Source organism: Exiguobacterium sp. SH3S1, assembly GCF_004337105.1.
GTDB lineage: Bacteria > Bacillota > Bacilli > Exiguobacteriales > Exiguobacteriaceae > Exiguobacterium > Exiguobacterium aurantiacum_A.
This window is the reverse complement of sequence record NZ_SJUW01000003.1, coordinates 104,688-122,462: the sequence shown is the minus strand read 5'-3', so window position 1 is coordinate 122,462 and position 17,775 is coordinate 104,688. Positions and strand designations below refer to the sequence as shown.

The following is a 17,775-nucleotide window of genomic DNA, read 5'->3' as shown; positions in this document are numbered from 1 at the left end:
AAGATGACAGGACTGACCGAACGTTCGTTGCGGGTGTGAAATCGAGGGGTCTCACACGTCTAAGGATACAGACGAAGTGTTAACGCTCGATGGATATTTCGTTACAGTTTGAATGCACCGATAATGACGAACACCCATGCCGCGATGAAAAGAACACCGCCGATTGGTGTGACCGCTCCAAGTTTCGTGATACCTGTAAGCGCCATGACATACAAGCTGCCCGAGAAGAATAGGATGCCGGCAAACATGAGCCAACCGGCTGTGTTGAATTGACTGATGCTCACTTTCGTCAAAATACTAGCAAGCGCAATGATTCCGATCGCATGGATCATGTGGTACAAGACCCCCGTCTGCCAGTTCGCGAGCATATTCGGCGCCAGACGCTCTTTCAATGCGTGAGCCCCGAACGCGCCGAGCGCGACACCGAGCGCCATCAAGGCAGCACCGGTAATGAGTAATAATTTCATATGATTTCCCCCTTATCTCACTTTTCGTGCTGGTAAATTCCACTTCCGATAGTAGGATATCACTCGAAGCGTCGCTACGACAATCAATAACGCATACACCGGAAGTCCGCCTTCGAGCCGGAAGTAGTACGTGACGACCGCGATGATGATCGCCCAAATCGCGTACACTTCCGCCTGCAAGACGAGCGGTTTCCGTCCGGCAAGCAAGTCGCGGACGACACCACCGCCGACTCCGGTCAGGACGGCCGCCGCAATCGCTGCCGACAACGGCAAATCCAATTTGATAGCCACTTGCGCCCCTTGGAAAGAGAACGCGACCAAGCCGATCGCGTCGACGATGACGCCCCATCTTTCCCAATGCGGCAAGACGACGCTCGGGAGCAGGAAGATGAGGAGCGCGACGAGAAAACAGAGAATAAATAAATCGTTTTGTTGCCAAATCAAACTGACGGGGTTGCCGAGCAAGACGTTACGGATTGCCCCGCCGCCGAAAGCCGTCGTGAAGGCGAGCAACCAAACTCCAAAAATATCGTACTTTTCGTCCATCGCGATGATGGCTCCACTCGCCGCGAACGCAATTGTTCCAACGACGTTCAATAATTCCCACTCCATAAACATCCCTTGCCCTTTCTCGAAAGCATTATATGGTAAAGTAAAGATACAAAAAAATCAGATCAGTCGAGCGACTGCTTGTAAAGGATGTCGGTATTTTTATGAAACGAATCGCCTTGTTCCGCATATGGATCATCGTCACAATGTTTGCCCGATTCATCATTAAGATTTATGCATTCTCACGCAAACAGCAGCAAGGTCTCGCCTCTCCGGAAGAGTACGAGGCGCTCATGTTGCAGCTCGCCCGCGAGTATAAACGTAACGCGCTCCGCCTAGAGGGACTGTTGATCAAGCTCGGTCAATTCTTGTCGATCCGGGCCGATTTGCTGCCGCCGTCCGTCCTTAATGAGTTGTCCGAGCTCGTCGACCGCGTACCGACGTCAGGTTGGGATAAGTCTCGTGCCATCCTCGAGGCCGAATGGGGCGTACCGTACACCCAAGTCGTGAAAGACGTCGGCATCGACGCCGTCGCCTCCGCCTCGATCGGGGAAGTCTACGGGGCCACGCTCCTTGAAAACGGGAAACGGGTCGCGCTCAAAATCCAGCGTCCGGACATCGAAAAAATCATCCGCACCGACTTCAAAGCGATGCGAATCGTCACGACGATGCTCAAACGGACGCCGCTCGCCAAATCGACCGACTTAGATAGCTTATATCGCCAAATGATTTTTGTCATCGGGGATGAACTAAATTTCCAAACCGAATTAAAAAACGCGCTGTATTTCAAAGCGAAGTATGCTGAAAACCCAAACGTCTACATCCCGGGCTACTACGATCATTTATGTACGAATCGGGTATTGACGATGGATTGGGTCGACTCCCGTCGCATCACAGATATTGCGTTCTTAAAAGAAAACAATATCGACCGCTCCGCTCTCGCCGAACGGCTGTTCACGATGGCCGCGGAACAGCTATTATTCGGCGGACAGTTCCACGCCGACCCCCACCCTGGTAACGTCCAGATCCGGGCCGACGGAACGATCATCCTGCTCGACTTCGGCATGGTCGGATCGTCGACCGCGCAAGACATGGCGACGATCCGAAAGATCTTGCAGGCGTTCATCTCGCTCGATTACGACGGTGTCGTCGATGCCCTCGAAGACTTGCGCTTTTTGTTGCCGACGGCGAATAAACATAACATCCGCCAAGCAATCGAAAAGGCGGTCACATTCTATTTAGAGACCGACATTGATACGGTCGATACAAAATTGATCGAAAAAGTGCTGCAAGATATCCAACTGCTCGTGAAGAACGAGCCGATCCAACTGCCGGCCGAGTTCGCCTTCTTCGGTCGTGCCGCCTCGACGTTGCTCGGGATTTTACAGATTCTCGACCCGAAAATCGATTTGTTCACGCTCGGTAAACCGATCGTGATCCAATGGCTCGAATCAGACGGGACGACGATCCAAAACCGCTACGTCATGACGGCGCTCAACTACGGCAAGAAACTGTTGAACGTGCCGCCGTTGCTCGAGAACTATTTGAAAGAGCCGACCCGGAAACGGTTGTCCGAGCAGGTGATGTTCCAACGCGAGCTCGAATCGAAAGAATTGCTCCATCGCCAGACGTTCAACTCGGGCGTCATCGTTCTCGGATTGTTCGTTGGTCTGTTCGGCTATATCCGGCCTGATGAGTGGCTGTTTTGGTCGGGTGGTGTCGTCGCCGTCGTCGCCTACTTTAATTCAAGACGCCTCGGTCGAAAGATTCGCCATTTGGCCCGTCAAGATTTTCGTGTCTAATCAATCCGTCACTCAAGCGAGTGACGGTTTTTTGTCGTGCCCCGCTGTAAAATTGTGTATGTTTTTTGAAATCGGGTACTTTTACAATGTGACCTAGATGAAAGGGGAGAACACGATGCGAGCTGAGAACAACTTCATTAACGGTGACTGGATCGAGACGAATGAGACGATCGAGGTCCGAAATCCGGCGACCGGTAACGTAATAGCAACCGTGACAAAGAGTGACGAGACCGAGGCCGGCCTCGCTGTCGACGCGGCCCAGGCCGCTTTAAAAGACTGGCAACAGCGGACAGCCGAAGACCGGGGCGCCCTACTGCTCGAATGGCATCGCTTGATCGATGAAGAGACGGAAGCGCTCGCGCGAACGATGGTCGAAGAACAAGGCAAACCGCTGAAAGAAGCGATCGGCGAAATTCGTTACGCCAACGGATTCATCGAGTGGTATGCCGCGGAAGGACGACGCGTCTATGGTGAGACGATCCCTGCTTCTTCAAACGAGAAACGCATTTTCGCGATCAAACAACCGGTCGGCGTCATCGCTGCCATCACGCCATGGAACTTCCCGGCAGCGATGATCACCCGCAAATTGGCACCGGCTCTAGCAGCCGGTTGCACCGTCGTCTTGAAACCGGCCTCGGCGACACCGCTCACAGCGATTGAACTCGTCAAATTGGCCGAGAAGGCCGGTTTCCCGAAAGGTGTCATCAATCTCGTGACCGGCAGTGCCGCTCGTATCGTCAACGTTTGGCAGCACGATTCACGTGTGCGCAAGCTGACGTTCACCGGGTCGACCGAAGTCGGCAAGACGCTCATGCGCGGTGCCGCCGACACGATGAAGAAGATCTCGCTCGAGCTCGGTGGCCATGCCCCGCTCATCGTCACGGCGAAAGCGGACCTCGACAAGGCCGTCCCGCAAGCAATCGCGACCAAGTTCCGTAACGGTGGACAGACATGCGTCTGCGCCAATCGGATTTACGTCGAGAGTTCGATCGTCGACGAATTCTCGGAGCGGTTCATCGAGGCCGTGCAAGCGCTCAAGGTCGGGAACGGGCTCGACGACGGCATCGACATCGGTCCGCTCATCGACGAGGCTGCGGTCGAGAAAGTGATGAAGCACCTCGAGGACGCCCAAATCCGTGGGGGTGAGATCACGGGCGGCGAACAGCTTGACGGCTTGTTCGTCCGGCCGGCCGTCGTCCGCTATGCGAACGAAGATATGCTCTGCATGAACGAGGAGACGTTCGGGCCCGTCGCCCCGATCGCTTCGTTCAACACGCTCGACGAAGTCATCGAGCGGGCGAACGCCACGCCGTTCGGCCTCGCGTCTTATATCTTCACACAAGATATTAACGAGGCCCTTTACTTGGCGGAATCGCTCGAATACGGGATTGTCGGCGTCAACGATGGCCTGCCTTCGACCCCGCAAGCGCCGTTCGGCGGATGGAAACAGAGCGGTCTCGGCCGTGAAGGCGGTCATCACGGCATCGAAGAGTTTTTAGAAGTGAAATATATTTCGCTCGGACTATAAAAAAACGCCTGTTGAATTTTTTCAACAGGCGTTTTTTCAGTTGTCGAGCCACGTCACCAAATCGTTTGGCGTCGCGATCACATAATCGGCGAGCGCCCACTCGTCCTCGTTCCCGAAGCCGAATCCGGTCAAGACGACCGGGAAATCATGGGCCCGGCCCGCTTCGACGTCCGACTTGCGGTCACCGACCATGACATAATGTGCATCCCCGTGGCGCAGGCGGTGCGCCGTCAAAATATCGGCCTTCTTCTCGCCACCAACCGATTCGAGACATTCAGGTGCCGTCATGAACTGACGGATGCCTTGCGTATCGAGGATCAAGTTCATATAGTGAACGCCACAGTTGCTTGCCGTCGTCAACGTATGCCCGTTCGCGCGAAGCGTCTCAAGCATGTCGTAGATGCCGTCAAACAAGACGTTTTGCCCCGCCATCGCCTGCTCGAGCGTCTCGTGACGAAGTTTACGGATTTGACGGATCTCTTCGCGCGTCGCCTCCGGGATGACGTGCTCCCAAAAGGCGTCCCCAGCCAAACCGTAGCCAGACCGGACCGCGTCCTCGCTCGGCTTTTCAAGATGCGGAAGCTGTTCGAGTGCCTCGTGAATCGCTTTCGTCATCGGAACGGTCGTGTCGACGAGCGTCCCATCGATATCGAATAAAATGACTGCCATGTCGGTATCCCCTCTCTCTTTCCTATTCTCCTACCGTAGCAGACTCGCTTCCAAATCAAAAGTAGAAACATCAGCCCACAAAAAAACGGCTGAACGAAATCGTTCAACCGGTTGTTGCTCAGCCGCGCCAGAAGCTCATGCCGCCTTTGACCGAGTAGACGTCTGTATAGCCCGCACTCTTCAGCATCGCCGCTGCCCGCTGGCTCCGCATCCCGCTTTGACAGATGACGTAAACGGGACGTTCTTTATCTTTTGGGTATTGTGCTGCCGCGTTACCGAACCCTGAGAGCGGTACGTTTTTCGCTTGTTTAATGTGTCCGCCTTTATATTCGTGCGGCTCCCGCACATCGAGCAGTTGAATGTTGCGCTCTTCCGCAATCTTTCGCTTCAACTCGTCCGTCGATACTGTTTTCGTGCTGTTTCGCTTCGTCCACCAAAAATAAATCAATCCGATCACCACTGCGACAAACAAAAAATCAAGCATGGGCACGCCTCCGTTGTTTAAAAGTTTTAGTATCTCCATTATACCCCCTATGGTATATAAGTCAATGTGGACGCCTCATAAAAAAAGCCATGCCACGAGGGCACAGCTTAGAAATCGAGCAGCGAATCGGTTTTAGGTTCGTCTTCATCCTCTAGAGGGATGCCGAGGAATGCGGCCATTTGCCGGTCTAACGGTTGCTTCGGCTCCGCCGAGACGACAGGTGCCTGCGCGACCGGTGCGGCGGGTGTCGTCTCCGCCAACATGAGCTCACAGTAACCCATCAACTTGGCCAGATGGCGCTTTTGCGTCTCTCCGCTCGACTGTTCGATTTGACTCATCACGTGTTTCATTTGCGCGATGACTTGTTGCTCAGTGATCATAGGTCGAACACATCCTTTTCCCTCTCATTTTGAAACAAACCCGTCCCTCACCGCAAGTGTCTTGCTCGGTTCAGTCGGATTCAGACCGTATTTCGACCCATGATGTGAACGCCTCGAAATCGAAACGAACTTGATTGGCGTAAAAATGGGCCCAGCGTGAGATTTGACGAACGAACAACGGCAGCGCCTCTCCGATGGCTTCCGCAATCCGCTCGCTCGCCTCATACTCGAGAACGTTCGCGTCCGCATCGGCCCGGGCATGGATTTTCGCCGTGATCTCGGCTTGGACTTTTAACGTTTCGATCAGCGACGATTCGTTCTTGATGTGCTTCGCTTTCACTTTCCGTTTGTAGGGCGAACGTTGCCGCACGTAATACTCGTTGCCGTCGATCGTGAAGTAACCGAGATACGGGTCTTGGCTATGCACCATGGCACGCTGGGCAGCGATGACCCGCGCACCTTCATGGGACAGACCGTCCTCGAACAACGGATGGGTCGGCAAAAACAAGGACGGGACGGCCGATTGCGCTTGCTTCATCTCTAAGATGACATCCTCGTCATGTTCCTCGTCGGCCCCTTCGATCAAGATATAGTACCGTTCGAGCCCGATCGAGGCCGTCCCGCTCTCGCGTTTAATGGCGATGTCTTTGATGTCGTAATGATCGGCGTGATGGCGATGCTCTCCCGACAACGAGTTCAAATACTCAGGCCACGCCTGTTTGATTTTCGTCGCCGTCTTCTCGCTGACCGGGATTAAGTCATCGCTCGTCGCGAAGTAACGTTCTTCGTCCCGGACTTCGGTCCGTTCCGACATGAACGCGTCTTGCTTCTTCTCTGCCTTCTTGATCACTTTTTTGATGGCTTTAGACGTATTCGCTTTCGTAAACTGCACGTCTCCGTCTTTCCCTTTCGCGTACCGTCTGATGGCGAGCGCATACGTCTCGGCGTACACTTCAATCGCTTCGTTGGAATCGAAGCCCGATTCGGCGGCGAACAAGTCGACAGAAATGGCCATTCTGAGCACATCGAACAAATACGAACCGAGGTATGCCTCATCAAAGTCGTTCACATCATAAATGATCGTCCCGGCCCCGTCCCCGAACACCCCAAAGTTTTCAAAGTGAAGATCTCCTTGGATGAACGTCGGATAGGCCTCGCTCGTATCGAAAGCGAGCGGTACTTTCGCAAAATCGTAATAGAACAAATGCGAGCTTCCACGAAAGAACGAGAACGGACTCGTACTCATCTTGTCGTACTTTTCCCGCCGTGCCGCTTCGGTCAGGTTCCGGATCGAATGATCGTAATAATCTAGAACCGTCGCGATCGTATCACGGCGAATTTGTTGTTTGACGGATGTGAACATGGCTGTCTCCCCTTCATGCGTCGAATAGATGTTTGTATTCCCCGTATCCCGCAGACTCGAGCTCTTCTTTCGGGATGAATCGGAGCGAAGCCGAATTGATACAGTAGCGTAAGCCGCCGAGTTCTTTCGGACCATCGTCAAATAGATGACCGAGGTGACTGTCGGCATGCTTCGAACGCACTTCCGTCCGGACCATGTGGTGCGTCGTGTCCATGTTCACATCGAGCCGCTTCTCTTCGATCGGTCGCGCGAAGCTTGGCCAGCCACAGTTCGACTGGAACTTGTCGCGAGAAGTGAACAGCGGCGTGCCATCGATCACATCGACGTACAACCCTTCCCGTTCCTCATCCCAATACTCGTTTTGGAACGGCGGTTCAGTCCCGTTCTCTTGCGTGACTTTGAACTGCATCGGCGTCAAACGGTCTTTCAGTTCTTGTTTTTGTTTCTTATCGCTCCACGCTTCTTTCACGAACTTGGCGCGACCCGAGCCGACCCGGTACATCTCGTAGCGGAACGGATTTTTCTTATAGTAGTCTTGATGATAGTCCTCGGCTTCCCAAAACGTCTTGGCCGGACGGATCTCGACTTCGATCGGACGTTCGAACCGTCCCGAATTCTCGACTTCTTGCTTCGAGCGTTCGGCCGCGTCCCGTTGTTCTTCCGAATGATAGAAGATGGCCGGTCGATACGATTCGCCGCGGTCGTTGAACTGTCCGCCCCCGTCTGTCGGATCGATTTGTCGCCAGTAAATCCGAAGCAGCTCCTCGTATGAGATGACCTCCGGGTCGAACGTCACTTCGATCGCCTCTAGATGACCCGTCGTCTCCGAACAGACTTGTTGGTATGTCGGATTGTCGACGTGTCCGCCTGTGTAACCGGACACGACTCGTTCGACACCTTCGTATTTATGAAACGGTTTGACCATGCACCAAAAACAGCCTCCCGCAAATGTAGCTTTTGCCATAATGAATCCCTCCTTACTATGTAGTGTACCCAAAAAAGCACGCTGACAACAAAAAACGAGAACCCCAAACGTGTTCTCGTCTTCAGTCTTCGACCCGGTTCATATGGCGCATCACTAAAAATAAAATCACACCGACGATCGCTGCCCCAAGTATGGTCAACACCAGGTTGTTTCGTGCCGATAATGTGTAAAAGATGGCTAAACCGATTAAGATGAGCGCGATCGGAATGAACGCTCGTTTAAAATGATCCCAATAACGCACGGACAGTCCCCCTTTTCATCTATCATACCAAACTTTTTTGCTATTATAGAGAGGAAGATACAATCACGGCCAGAAGGAGGATCCATCCATGGATTTTGACCAGTTGTGGGCGAACCGCCCAACCTTGTTGTGGGAAGACCGGCTGAACGAAGGCGACGACGTCTATACGCTGTCGGCGATCCTCGCTGTCGACGCCGCGCTCCGGCGTTATACGAGCGCTTTGACCCATTCCGACGGCTCTGAAGCAGCGATCCTCTGGGCAGTCCGCGATGTCGTCCTGCGTTTGAACGGCCTCGACGAAGAGCACGACCATTTTATCGAGACGCTCGAACGTGAGGAGCTGTACGACTTCATCCGAGCCGGTGCAGCCATCGCCGGGTATGAAACCGATGAAGACATCACGGAGGAATGGCGTGAGTGGTAACAGCTTGACGATTCATCGCGATCCAGAGTTGTCATACTTGAATTAATGATTTCTATCTCGCACAAGGGGACACGTGTATGCTCACCATCATCAACTCTTTTTTCATCAACCTTTGTATTCTGTTCACCCTGTTCACCATCTCGTTCTTGCCGTTTCGTAACCGGCCTCGAATTACGCCCCAGTCACCTTTTAAGTTGCGTATCCTGCTCGGTATCCAGAGCGGTCTCATCGCCTTGATTTTGCTCGCGAACGCGCTTCATCTCGAAAAAATATTGATCGACCTTCGTTCCATCCCGATTATGCTCGCCGTTTTGTTCGGCGGTTGGGTGAGCGGTGTCGTCGCCGGTATGTTGTTTCTCATCGGTCGTTTTTTCATGATAACGGATGGCGAATACGTCGGATTTTACTTAGCTATCGCGACGATGGTCGCACTCGTCCTGCCGACAAGTCTGTTGCGGCTCAAGCTCGACAACACCCGTAACACGCTCCTTGTCTTCACGACGATCAGCGTCGCTGCGTTCGGGTCGGCGCTCTACTATGCCCTCCCGCTCGAACTGTTCTATCCCATTTTATTCGTCTATATCGTTGTGATCTACGCCGGGGCATGTGCCGCTTATCGCTTGCTCCAAGAGCTGAGACGCCACTTTGAGAACGTTCAACATCAGCAGCAACTGGCCCGTACCGACGCTTTGACTGGTATCGCCAACCGCCGTCTGTTGAATGAGGCGATGGCCAACTTGACCGTCGAGGCGGAAGCGTACGCCCTCATCCTCGTCGATATCGATCACTTCAAACGCGTCAACGACACGTACGGTCATGATGTCGGGGACGACGTACTACGCGAGCTCGGCATGTTGCTCGTCACCGAAAGTGACGACCGACATCTCGTCGGCCGTTTCGGTGGTGAAGAATTTCTGATCATCATGCCGAACGCTCAAAAGGACGAAGTGTCCCGTCTCGCCGAATCTATACGAGAAAAAGTCTCGACGTTCCCATTCGAGACGAGTGCAGGCACGCTTCACATCACCGTCTCGCTCGGGGCCTGTCATTCGAACGATATCGAAGTTGATAGCGTCTTGAAGCATGCCGACGAAGCGTTATACCACGCAAAAGAATCTGGACGAAACCGTTTCATTTTGGCTTTATAAAGCCGATAACGTTCTCAAAACTTTACTAACTTTGACAGTTTTCCCGCTTTACTTTCAACTAGCGAATCGGTACACTAGGCTAGACTTTGGTTAGGATAAACATAATTAATCATAGATTTGACTAGAAAAAGGGGAAACACATTTCATGACAATATTGTTATCGCTATTCGGATTGATGTTCGTGGGATCGTTCGTCCTCGACTATCAACGTGGCAAGACGTTCCGACAGTCGCTCTTTGGGGGAGTCGACACAATCAAACAGAACTTACTCATCTTTTTACGCACGTCCCTTTCGATGATGATTTTCATCGGGCCGCTCTTGCTTATGTCCATGTTTGCCTTCTCAAAACTTGTGACGTTCGAGACGGTAGCCGCCTTTATGATCGCCGTGCTTAGCATCGGCTTCGCCGAGCGCATCATCGGAATGATCGTCGCCCCGCTCGTCCGGACGTTTTGGCATCAACGCGGCAAGCTGATGCCGCTCTATCTCGATGCTGGACTCTACGTCTTCTTGCTATCGATTCTCATCTTGGAGTTTCTCATGAACATTCCGGGTGTCGAATTGAACGCACCGGCAGTCGCTGTATTTTACGCGTTCGCCTTGTTCTACATCCGTTATTTGTTCAGCTTGATCCGCTTTACACTCAGTAAAGGCGTTCCGTCAAACTGACTCGACTCGTACGACCTCGACCGCAGACATCCCGTCTGCGGTTTATTTTTATTTTTCTAATTGACAATGAGAATCGTTATCACTTATACTCGAGTTGTAGCTGCCACAGCTGGACGTAACCGTTCCCCAAAACTTGTTACGGCCCGTGGATTCCCCTCCACGACACTCTTTTTGAAAGCATTGCGACAACCCCCATTTGTTGCACCCAGATTTGCCATATAAAAACGAGCGGCTCTCCGACGGAGCCGCTCGTTTTTTTCGTTCAGGCGAACACATCTTGTTCGATTTGTTTCAACTCATAAAACATGCCGCGGGCGCGCATCAAATCGTCGTATGACCCTGACTCGATGATGCGACCTGCTTCCATGACGATGATTTGGTCGAACCGTTCGAGCCCGGTCAGACGATGGCTGACCATGACGAGTGTCGCCTCGTCCGCCTTCCGGAAGATTTCAGCGAACACATCGGATTCGGTGCGCGCGTCTAACGCCGACGTCGCTTCATCTAAAATCCAGAGCAACCCGTTCTTCAACAACGCCCGGGCGATGGCGAGCCGTTGCCGTTCCCCTCCGGACAAGTTCGCCCCTTTCTCGAGCATTGGCTCATCGAGCGCGAAACCGAGGCGGACGCTTCGCAGCGCCAGCTCCATCTCGTCATCGGAGAAGTCTCCGGCAAGGGCCAAGTTGTCTCGGACGGTACCGAAAAAGAAGTGGTTCTCTTGCATGACGACACTCGCTTGAGACCAGACCGATGTTTGTGTGACCTCATTCAAGCGCTGACCGTCGATTCGTACTTCGCCTGTCTCTGGCCTTACAAACGCGAGCAACAGTTGCAGGAGCGTCGACTTGCCAGACCCGCTCGGGCCGACGATCACGGTCTTCGATCCGCGCGGTAACGTCACATCAACTGTGTCTAGGACGGCACGGAACGTATCCGGATAGCGGTAACTTACACGTTCAAACGAAATGTCAGGCGCCGTCTGAAGCGCTATGTCGTCACGTGCCGCTTCTGCCGCCACGAGGTGATCACTCGGTTCGACGACCTCAAGTAAGCGGTTTGCCGCTTGTTTACTATCGGCGTAGTGACCCGGGAAGACCGCCATCGGTGTCACGTTCTCAAACGCGGTCAATGACATCATGACGAGCATGGCCAAGAACAGGCCGTCCAGTTCGCCATCGACGACAAGGTAGGCACCGATCGCGAGCACGCCCCACGACACGAGCAGTGACGCGGCGACGACGAGCGACGAGTTAAAGAACTGGTTCGTCACGTCTTGGCGCTGTGCAGCGGCGTAACGATCGCTTCGAGCGAGCAAGTCGTCACGGGTCTGGCCGAGCTGGTCGTGCAACAATAAATCGCGGTACCCGTACATCATCTCGGTCACCCCGCTCGACAAATCGCCGCGCAAGGCCCGAATTTCCTGGTCATGCTTCGCTCGGATGCCGGCAAACAAGATCGGAATCAAAAAGCCGGTCACGAACACCCCGAACACGAGCCAAAGGCTGACCGTCATCGAGAAGAACGTGACGAAGAAGATCGTGCTCAAGAAGACGAGCACTAAGATGATTGGCGGATAAAACACCCGCAAAAAGTAGTTTTGAAGGCTTTCGACGTCTCCGACGACACGGGCGAGCAAGTCCCCGCTCCGGTATTTGGCGAAGATGTTCGGCACGAGCGGTTCGAGCTGGCGATAAAACCGGACGCGCAGTTCGCTTAAAATCGTGAACGTCGCCCGGTGTGACGCCAAGCGTTCGCGGTAGCGGCTCCCCGCCCGAATGACGCCGAACAGCTTGATCAGGACGACCGGTACCATGAGCGCATAGAGGGGCGGCACAAGGCCGGCCCGCGACACGAGATATCCACTCGCCGCGAACAAGGCGACAGCCGCGAGTCCTGCCGTATAGCCGAAGAAGATCGAGAGGATGATATCCTTTTTCTCTTTCATCATCCATTTTGTGATCGTCCAAAGTGAGTTCATCCTCTCACCCCTTTCTGTAACGTGAACAAGTCGGCGTAGGCCGGGACAGCGAGCAACTGTTCATGTGTGCCGTTCGCGACGAGGTTACCCTCGTCCATGAACCAAATCGCGTCCGCTTGCTTGATCGTATGGAGACGGTGCGCGACCGTGACAAGCGTCGCGTCACGCGACAACTCCTCGATCGAGCGCCGAACGATTCTCTCGGTCACCAAATCGAGACCGGTCGTCGGTTCATCGAACAAGATGATACCTGGACGCTTCAAGAAGGCACGGGCCAGGGCGAGGCGTTGCCGCTCACCACCGGACAATCCGTAACCGCCTTCTCCGAGCTCGGTATTCAATCCGTCCGGCAAATTGGCGATGACCTCGACGAGGCCGGCGGCTTCAGCCGCCCGCATGATGTCAGTCTCGTCCGCCGTCTCACCGAGGGCGATATTAGCGGCGAGACTGCCGGCGAACAAATACGGGTTTTGCGAAATATACCCGATTGTCCCGTACCAAGACGTATCGGTGAACGATTCGAGCGGCTCCCCGTCGACGAGGACGCGGCCGCTGTCCGGTTTCACAAGACCGGACAGCACGTTCAACACGGTCGTCTTGCCTGATCCGCTCGCGCCGACCAAGGCGACGTGTGACCGTGCCGGGATTACCCCGCTCAGCGGGTGGAGCGTGAAGCGCCCCCCTTCATATTGGAACGAGACCGCATCGAGAACAAGTTCGGGCGTCCGGTTTGTTAGCGGTCTGTCTCCCCACTCGATGCGGTCGTCCGGGGCGTCGAGCGCCTCGAAGATACGATCGGCCGCACCCATGCTACCACGCCCGGTATGGAAGGCGCTGCCGAGGTCTTTGATCGCTAAATAGTATTCCGGGGCCAAGACGAGAATCAAGAAGCCGGCGAAAAACGTCAAGTTTTGCCAAACGACCATCTGGAGCGCCACTTCTAAGGCGACGACGCCGGTGCTGAGCATCGAGATGAACTCGAGCATGAGCCCTGACAAGAAAGCGGTCTTTAAGACGACCATCGTCGCGTCCCGGAAGTCGAGACTGCTCTTCTCGATCGCTTGCGCTTCTTGCTCGGCACGTCCGTATAGCTTGAGTGTCGTCAATCCTTGAAGGACGTCTAAAAATTTCCCTGAGAACTGGTTCATTTTCTCCATCTGCTCTTCAGACTTCTTCTGGGTCGCGATACCGATGATGATGAAAAAAATTGGAATGAACGGCGCGGTCACCATCATGATGACACCCGAGATCCAGTGCTGACTGAAGACGACGACGAGAATGAGCAGCGGGATGATCGACGTCTGGATGACTTGGGGCCAGTACTGGCTAAAGTAAGCATCGACCTCATCGACCGCATCCATATAGACACTGACTTTCTTCCCGGACTGTCCGGATAGAGACGTCTCGATCGGATTCGATGTGTAGCGGTCGAGCAGTTGACGTCGAAGCGTCCGCTTCGCCCGCTCCGACAAGTTGGCACCGATGCGTCCCGAGACATACCCGAACAAGGCACGTGCGAGCAGCGCGAGCACGAGCCAACCTAGAGACGGGATGACACTTTGGAACGATTCGTTTTTTAAAAATACTCGGTCGACGACGTCGACGATCAAATAAGCCTGAGCCAAGATGGACAACCCGATCATCACCGCGGCGATGACGAGCCCGACGATATGTCCTTTCTCGGCCAAAGCGAGAGCTTGCAGTCGTTTCACTGCGTTCATCCTTTCTAAACGTGCATGACAATTTTTCTTTGTGATGATTCTCACTAATTATAACTGATGTAAGGGTCCATAGCGAACGCTTCGCTTGTCGAGACGTGCAAAAAAACGCCACGAATGGAGCGTGGCGTCAGTGTGTCGCTTGTTCAAAATACTCAGGATGCAACGTCACGAGTTGACGGGCGTCGAACTGGAGAATGTCTTCTTTGCGCAGTCGCGATAAGATGTGGGACACGGTCTCGCGCGATGTCCCCGACAGTCTCGAGATTTCAACTGTCGTGAACGGACAACGTACGCGCACACCGTCGGCTTCTTTTTCTCCGAGGTCTTCAATCAAGTAATGGATCGTATTGATCACCCGGTCGCTCGCACTCGGCGTGATGATTTCCTGAACACGGCGTTCATGAAGGTCAAGGATTCGATTCATCTGACCGACGATGTGCAAGAGCATCGTCGCATTTCTTGAGACGAGCGCTTCAAAGCGATCCGTCGGCATATAAATGACTTCAATATCGGTCAGCGCTTCCGCCGAATGTTGGTAATACGTTTCCGTCAACAGTCCCCGGTACGGAAACAGCTGCTTCGGCTTCAAGTAGTCGGTGTATTGATGGGTCGCCGTTTCATTGCACCGCTCGAGCCTCACATACCCACTGATTAAAAAGTAGACGCGCTCACGTGGGTCGCCTTCCATGAATAAAAGCTGCCCTTTGCGGTACGTTCGACAGTATACGTGCGGTAGCAAGCTCTCTAGCTCGCGGCTCGTGCATTTATTGAAGATATCGAGTTGTCTTAAATCGTCGACTGTCCATTGCTGTCTCATGTTCAATCCCTCGCTTCCCGAACTGGTGATCTTTCTTTTAGTATACGAGACCCAACTTGTGAAAACGCTTTCAAATTCCGACAGTTTTCTGACAAGACAAAAGAGGGGTTGCCCCCTCTCCTCAGTCGAGCATCAATTCCATGATCGCATCTTGCAAATCGCGTTCGAGTTCAAGCGCATGCAGATCGAACAGCCATGCTTCGAGTCTCGTCTTCGACGCCGCCATCCGGTAGAGGCGGTCTTTCAAATCGTAAGATATCTCGGCGCGGTCAATGAAGCGATACAAGCGCTCCAGTCGATGACCGTTGTTCGTCACCTCGACAGGGAGCGACACCGTCACTTCCTCATCAATTTTACCGAGTTCGTGTCGTAACGTCTGCGTCTCCGGTTTATACTCGCCCGAACCGGTCACCCCGCGTACGAGTAATGTGACGGTCCGGTCTGACGGTAAGACGGACGTGTCGCCCGTGATATGAACGTGCAGGCTGCGCTCGTCCCAGTCGAGGGTGAACGTCGTCTCGGCGTAAGCCCCGGTCTCATAAGCCCGGTCGGTCCCGTTATCCTCATACAGCGTGAACGTGTTCGATGCCCCTGGGAAGACGACGACCTCGAGATCGGTCGGGTTGTCGGTGTCGTTGCGTCCAGAGCGATGAGCGGCCAGCGGGACGATCGCTCCAGCTTTCGCGAACACGGCCTGCTCGTCAAGCCCACGGAACACTCGGATCGACTTATCACCTTCGTAGCGATGACCCGTAAAGAAGTCGAACCAATCGCCTGTCGGCAACCAGACGTTCGTCGCCGCGACGTGAAGCCGCTTGTTCATCGGCTCGACGATCGGTGATACGACGAGTTCACTGCCGAAGTAGTATTCATTCGGCACGCCATACGCCGCTTCTTCGTCGGGATGATCGTAATACATCGGGAGGATGAGCGGGAGCGCATCCTGATGATTACGCCGGTTCATCGTGTACAAATACGGGATGAGTTGGTGGCGGAGTCGTAAAAACGACTTCATCGACCGTTCGGACTCGAGACCGAAGCGCCACGGCTCTTTGCCGTTAAAGATACTGAACGTCGAATGCAAGCGCATGATCGGGCTGAACACCCCGAACGCGACCCAGCGTGCGGCGAGCTCATCGTCTTTCGACCCTCGGTAATGCCCGCCGATGTCGTGGCTCCACCAGCCGTAACCGATATTCGATGCCGTCGCCGTGAAGTAAGGCTGAAACGCAAGCGACGCCCAAGAGATGAGCGTATCTCCCGAGAAACCGACGGGGTAACGATGGCTGCCCGGTCCGGCATAACGCGAGAAGATCAGCGGACGATTTCCGTCTCGGGAAATATCGGCCGCATGATAATGGTTTAACATCCACATCGGGTCGAGCCCTTCCATTTTCGAGGTCGACCCTTGCTGCCAGTCGATCCACCAAAAATCGACGCCGTCTACCTCGTGCGGATGATGCATCTGTTCAAAATACGCTTGAATGAAGCGTTTATCAGAGAAATCGAACGGGATGCGATCCCCGTTCGATGAGTCGAGCCCCATCGCTTCGGCCATCGCCACGTATTGGTCTTCGAACGCCCGGACCCCGTCGGCTGGGTGCAAGTTCAGCGTGACGAGCAGGTTCTCTTCTTTCAACCACGTCAAGAAGCCTTTTGGGTCCGGGAACAGATTCTTATTCCATGAGTAGCCGGTCCAACCGCTCCCGTACTCTTCAGGGACGTCGGTGACGTGCCAGTCCATATCGATGACACTGACCGAGAACGGGATATCTTCTTCTTTGAACCGGCGCATGAGCCCTTTGTACTCGGTCTCGTCATAGCGCCAGTAGCGGCTCCACCAGTTACCGAGTGCTTTTCGTGGCAACAACGGCGTCGGACCTGTCAGCTTATAAAAATCGTGAAGCGCTTGCTTGTATTCGTGTCCGTAGCCGAAGTAGTACAAATCATGGATACCTGTTCGTCTCGGCTCAACGAAGCGGTCGTCTGTCATGAGAAATGAGTCCGAGTCGTCGATGACGGCATAGCCTTGCTTGGAGACGATCCCCTCCCCGAGCTCGGTCGCTCCATCGACATGGTCGAGCGTTCGGGCCGTCCCTTTCAGCGTCCGTTCCGGGCCGTTGAACGTGTAGCGGCTATAGTACGTACTAAAGTTCCCTTTCACGTCGACGTAGAGCGTGTTCGGCGCGAACGATCCTTTCGTATAATACAGATGAACGTGATCGGTGATGATTTGCAGTTCACTCTCGTCCTCGATGATCCGGAAGTCAGGGACGTCAAAGTCCCGGTTCCACACGACTTGGGTCGGTCGGTCTTCGAACACACCGTCCTCGGCGTACTCCATCCGGATCAACTGGCTCGTCAATACCGTGAAGCGATAGCAGCTCCCTTGGACGACGGCACGTTCATCTGCAAGTGGCTTCATTTGCTGTGTGTATACGTTCTCCTGTTCAAATAGACGCATAAGTTCGAGCGTTGCCGCTCTTCGTCACATCCTTCCCCCATATTAGTGCAATCGTTTACAGGTGATGATAGCAATGTCAGGTTTG

The 17,775-nt window shown here is 54.0% G+C and carries 17 protein-coding genes; 5 read left to right on the top strand and 12 right to left on the bottom strand.

Going from position 1 to position 17,775, the window contains the following annotated elements:
* Positions 1-101: 101 nt before the first annotated feature.
* A complete protein-coding gene (locus EVJ26_RS05065) occupies positions 102-467 on the bottom strand; it encodes a DUF423 domain-containing protein (RefSeq protein ID WP_016510107.1) in 366 nt (121 codons plus the stop codon).
* A gap of 12 nt (positions 468-479) precedes the next feature.
* Positions 480-1,085 (bottom strand): trimeric intracellular cation channel family protein, encoded by a 606-nt coding sequence (locus EVJ26_RS05060; RefSeq protein ID WP_070329139.1) that lies wholly within the window; start codon positions 1,083-1,085, stop codon positions 480-482.
* Between the two features lie 95 nt (positions 1,086-1,180).
* On the opposite strand from EVJ26_RS05060, the gene EVJ26_RS05055 reads away from it, so the two are divergent.
* Entirely contained in the window at positions 1,181-2,818 is a 1,638-nt protein-coding gene (locus EVJ26_RS05055) for an ABC1 kinase family protein (RefSeq protein WP_131469948.1), read from the top strand.
* Positions 2,819-2,933: 115 nt separating this feature from the next.
* Complete coding sequence (locus EVJ26_RS05050) at positions 2,934-4,346, top strand: NAD-dependent succinate-semialdehyde dehydrogenase (protein ID WP_131464738.1); 1,413 nt, start codon at positions 2,934-2,936, stop codon at positions 4,344-4,346.
* A 36-nt stretch (positions 4,347-4,382) separates the two neighbouring features.
* Here EVJ26_RS05050 and EVJ26_RS05045 read toward each other — a convergent pair whose 3' ends face one another.
* The 6 genes from EVJ26_RS05045 to EVJ26_RS05020 all read right to left on the bottom strand — a co-directional run bounded on the left by EVJ26_RS05045 (position 4,383) and on the right by EVJ26_RS05020 (position 8,468).
* Positions 4,383-5,015: an HAD family hydrolase gene (locus EVJ26_RS05045; RefSeq protein WP_070329142.1), complete on the bottom strand. Its 633-nt coding sequence runs from the start codon at positions 5,013-5,015 to the stop codon at positions 4,383-4,385.
* Positions 5,016-5,133: 118 nt separating this feature from the next.
* Positions 5,134-5,499, bottom strand: coding sequence for a rhodanese-like domain-containing protein (locus EVJ26_RS05040; protein WP_070329175.1), 366 nt, complete (start codon positions 5,497-5,499; stop codon positions 5,134-5,136).
* Between the two features lie 107 nt (positions 5,500-5,606).
* On the bottom strand, positions 5,607-5,879 hold the full coding sequence (locus EVJ26_RS05035) for a DUF5327 family protein (RefSeq protein ID WP_131439374.1): 273 nt from the start codon (positions 5,877-5,879) through the stop codon (positions 5,607-5,609).
* A 70-nt stretch (positions 5,880-5,949) separates the two neighbouring features.
* Complete coding sequence (locus tag EVJ26_RS05030; RefSeq protein ID WP_131458987.1) at positions 5,950-7,242, bottom strand: DUF2252 domain-containing protein; 1,293 nt, start codon at positions 7,240-7,242, stop codon at positions 5,950-5,952.
* A 13-nt stretch (positions 7,243-7,255) separates the two neighbouring features.
* On the bottom strand, positions 7,256-8,206 hold the full coding sequence (gene msrA, locus EVJ26_RS05025) for a peptide-methionine (S)-S-oxide reductase MsrA (RefSeq protein ID WP_131458988.1): 951 nt from the start codon (positions 8,204-8,206) through the stop codon (positions 7,256-7,258).
* Between the two features lie 82 nt (positions 8,207-8,288).
* Positions 8,289-8,468: a hypothetical protein gene (locus EVJ26_RS05020; protein WP_016510109.1), complete on the bottom strand. Its 180-nt coding sequence runs from the start codon at positions 8,466-8,468 to the stop codon at positions 8,289-8,291.
* 88 nt (positions 8,469-8,556) lie between these two features.
* Between EVJ26_RS05020 and EVJ26_RS05015 the strand changes: the two genes are divergently transcribed.
* From EVJ26_RS05015 to EVJ26_RS05005, 3 genes are all read left to right on the top strand, one after another.
* Positions 8,557-8,892: a hypothetical protein gene (locus EVJ26_RS05015; protein ID WP_131458989.1), complete on the top strand. Its 336-nt coding sequence runs from the start codon at positions 8,557-8,559 to the stop codon at positions 8,890-8,892.
* Positions 8,893-8,969: 77 nt separating this feature from the next.
* On the top strand, positions 8,970-10,040 hold the full coding sequence (locus tag EVJ26_RS05010; RefSeq protein ID WP_131469946.1) for a diguanylate cyclase: 1,071 nt from the start codon (positions 8,970-8,972) through the stop codon (positions 10,038-10,040).
* 145 nt (positions 10,041-10,185) lie between these two features.
* Complete coding sequence (locus EVJ26_RS05005) at positions 10,186-10,710, top strand: hypothetical protein (RefSeq protein WP_070329148.1); 525 nt, start codon at positions 10,186-10,188, stop codon at positions 10,708-10,710.
* A 262-nt stretch (positions 10,711-10,972) separates the two neighbouring features.
* Here the strand turns inward: EVJ26_RS05005 and cydC are convergent, their stop codons facing one another.
* From cydC to EVJ26_RS04985, 4 genes are all read right to left on the bottom strand, one after another.
* On the bottom strand, positions 10,973-12,688 hold the full coding sequence (gene cydC / locus EVJ26_RS05000) for a thiol reductant ABC exporter subunit CydC (RefSeq protein WP_070329149.1): 1,716 nt from the start codon (positions 12,686-12,688) through the stop codon (positions 10,973-10,975).
* Positions 12,685-14,409: a thiol reductant ABC exporter subunit CydD gene (cydD, locus tag EVJ26_RS04995; protein WP_131458991.1), complete on the bottom strand. Its 1,725-nt coding sequence runs from the start codon at positions 14,407-14,409 to the stop codon at positions 12,685-12,687. Before cydD ends, cydC begins: the two co-directional genes overlap by 4 nt.
* Positions 14,410-14,536: 127 nt before the next feature.
* Entirely contained in the window at positions 14,537-15,226 is a 690-nt protein-coding gene (locus EVJ26_RS04990; protein WP_070329176.1) for a Crp/Fnr family transcriptional regulator, read from the bottom strand.
* A 121-nt stretch (positions 15,227-15,347) separates the two neighbouring features.
* Positions 15,348-17,690 carry a glycoside hydrolase family 31 protein gene (locus EVJ26_RS04985; protein ID WP_131469944.1) on the bottom strand — a complete coding sequence of 781 codons (2,343 nt, stop codon included), beginning with the start codon at positions 17,688-17,690 and terminating at the stop codon, positions 15,348-15,350.
* Positions 17,691-17,775 lie beyond the last annotated feature (85 nt).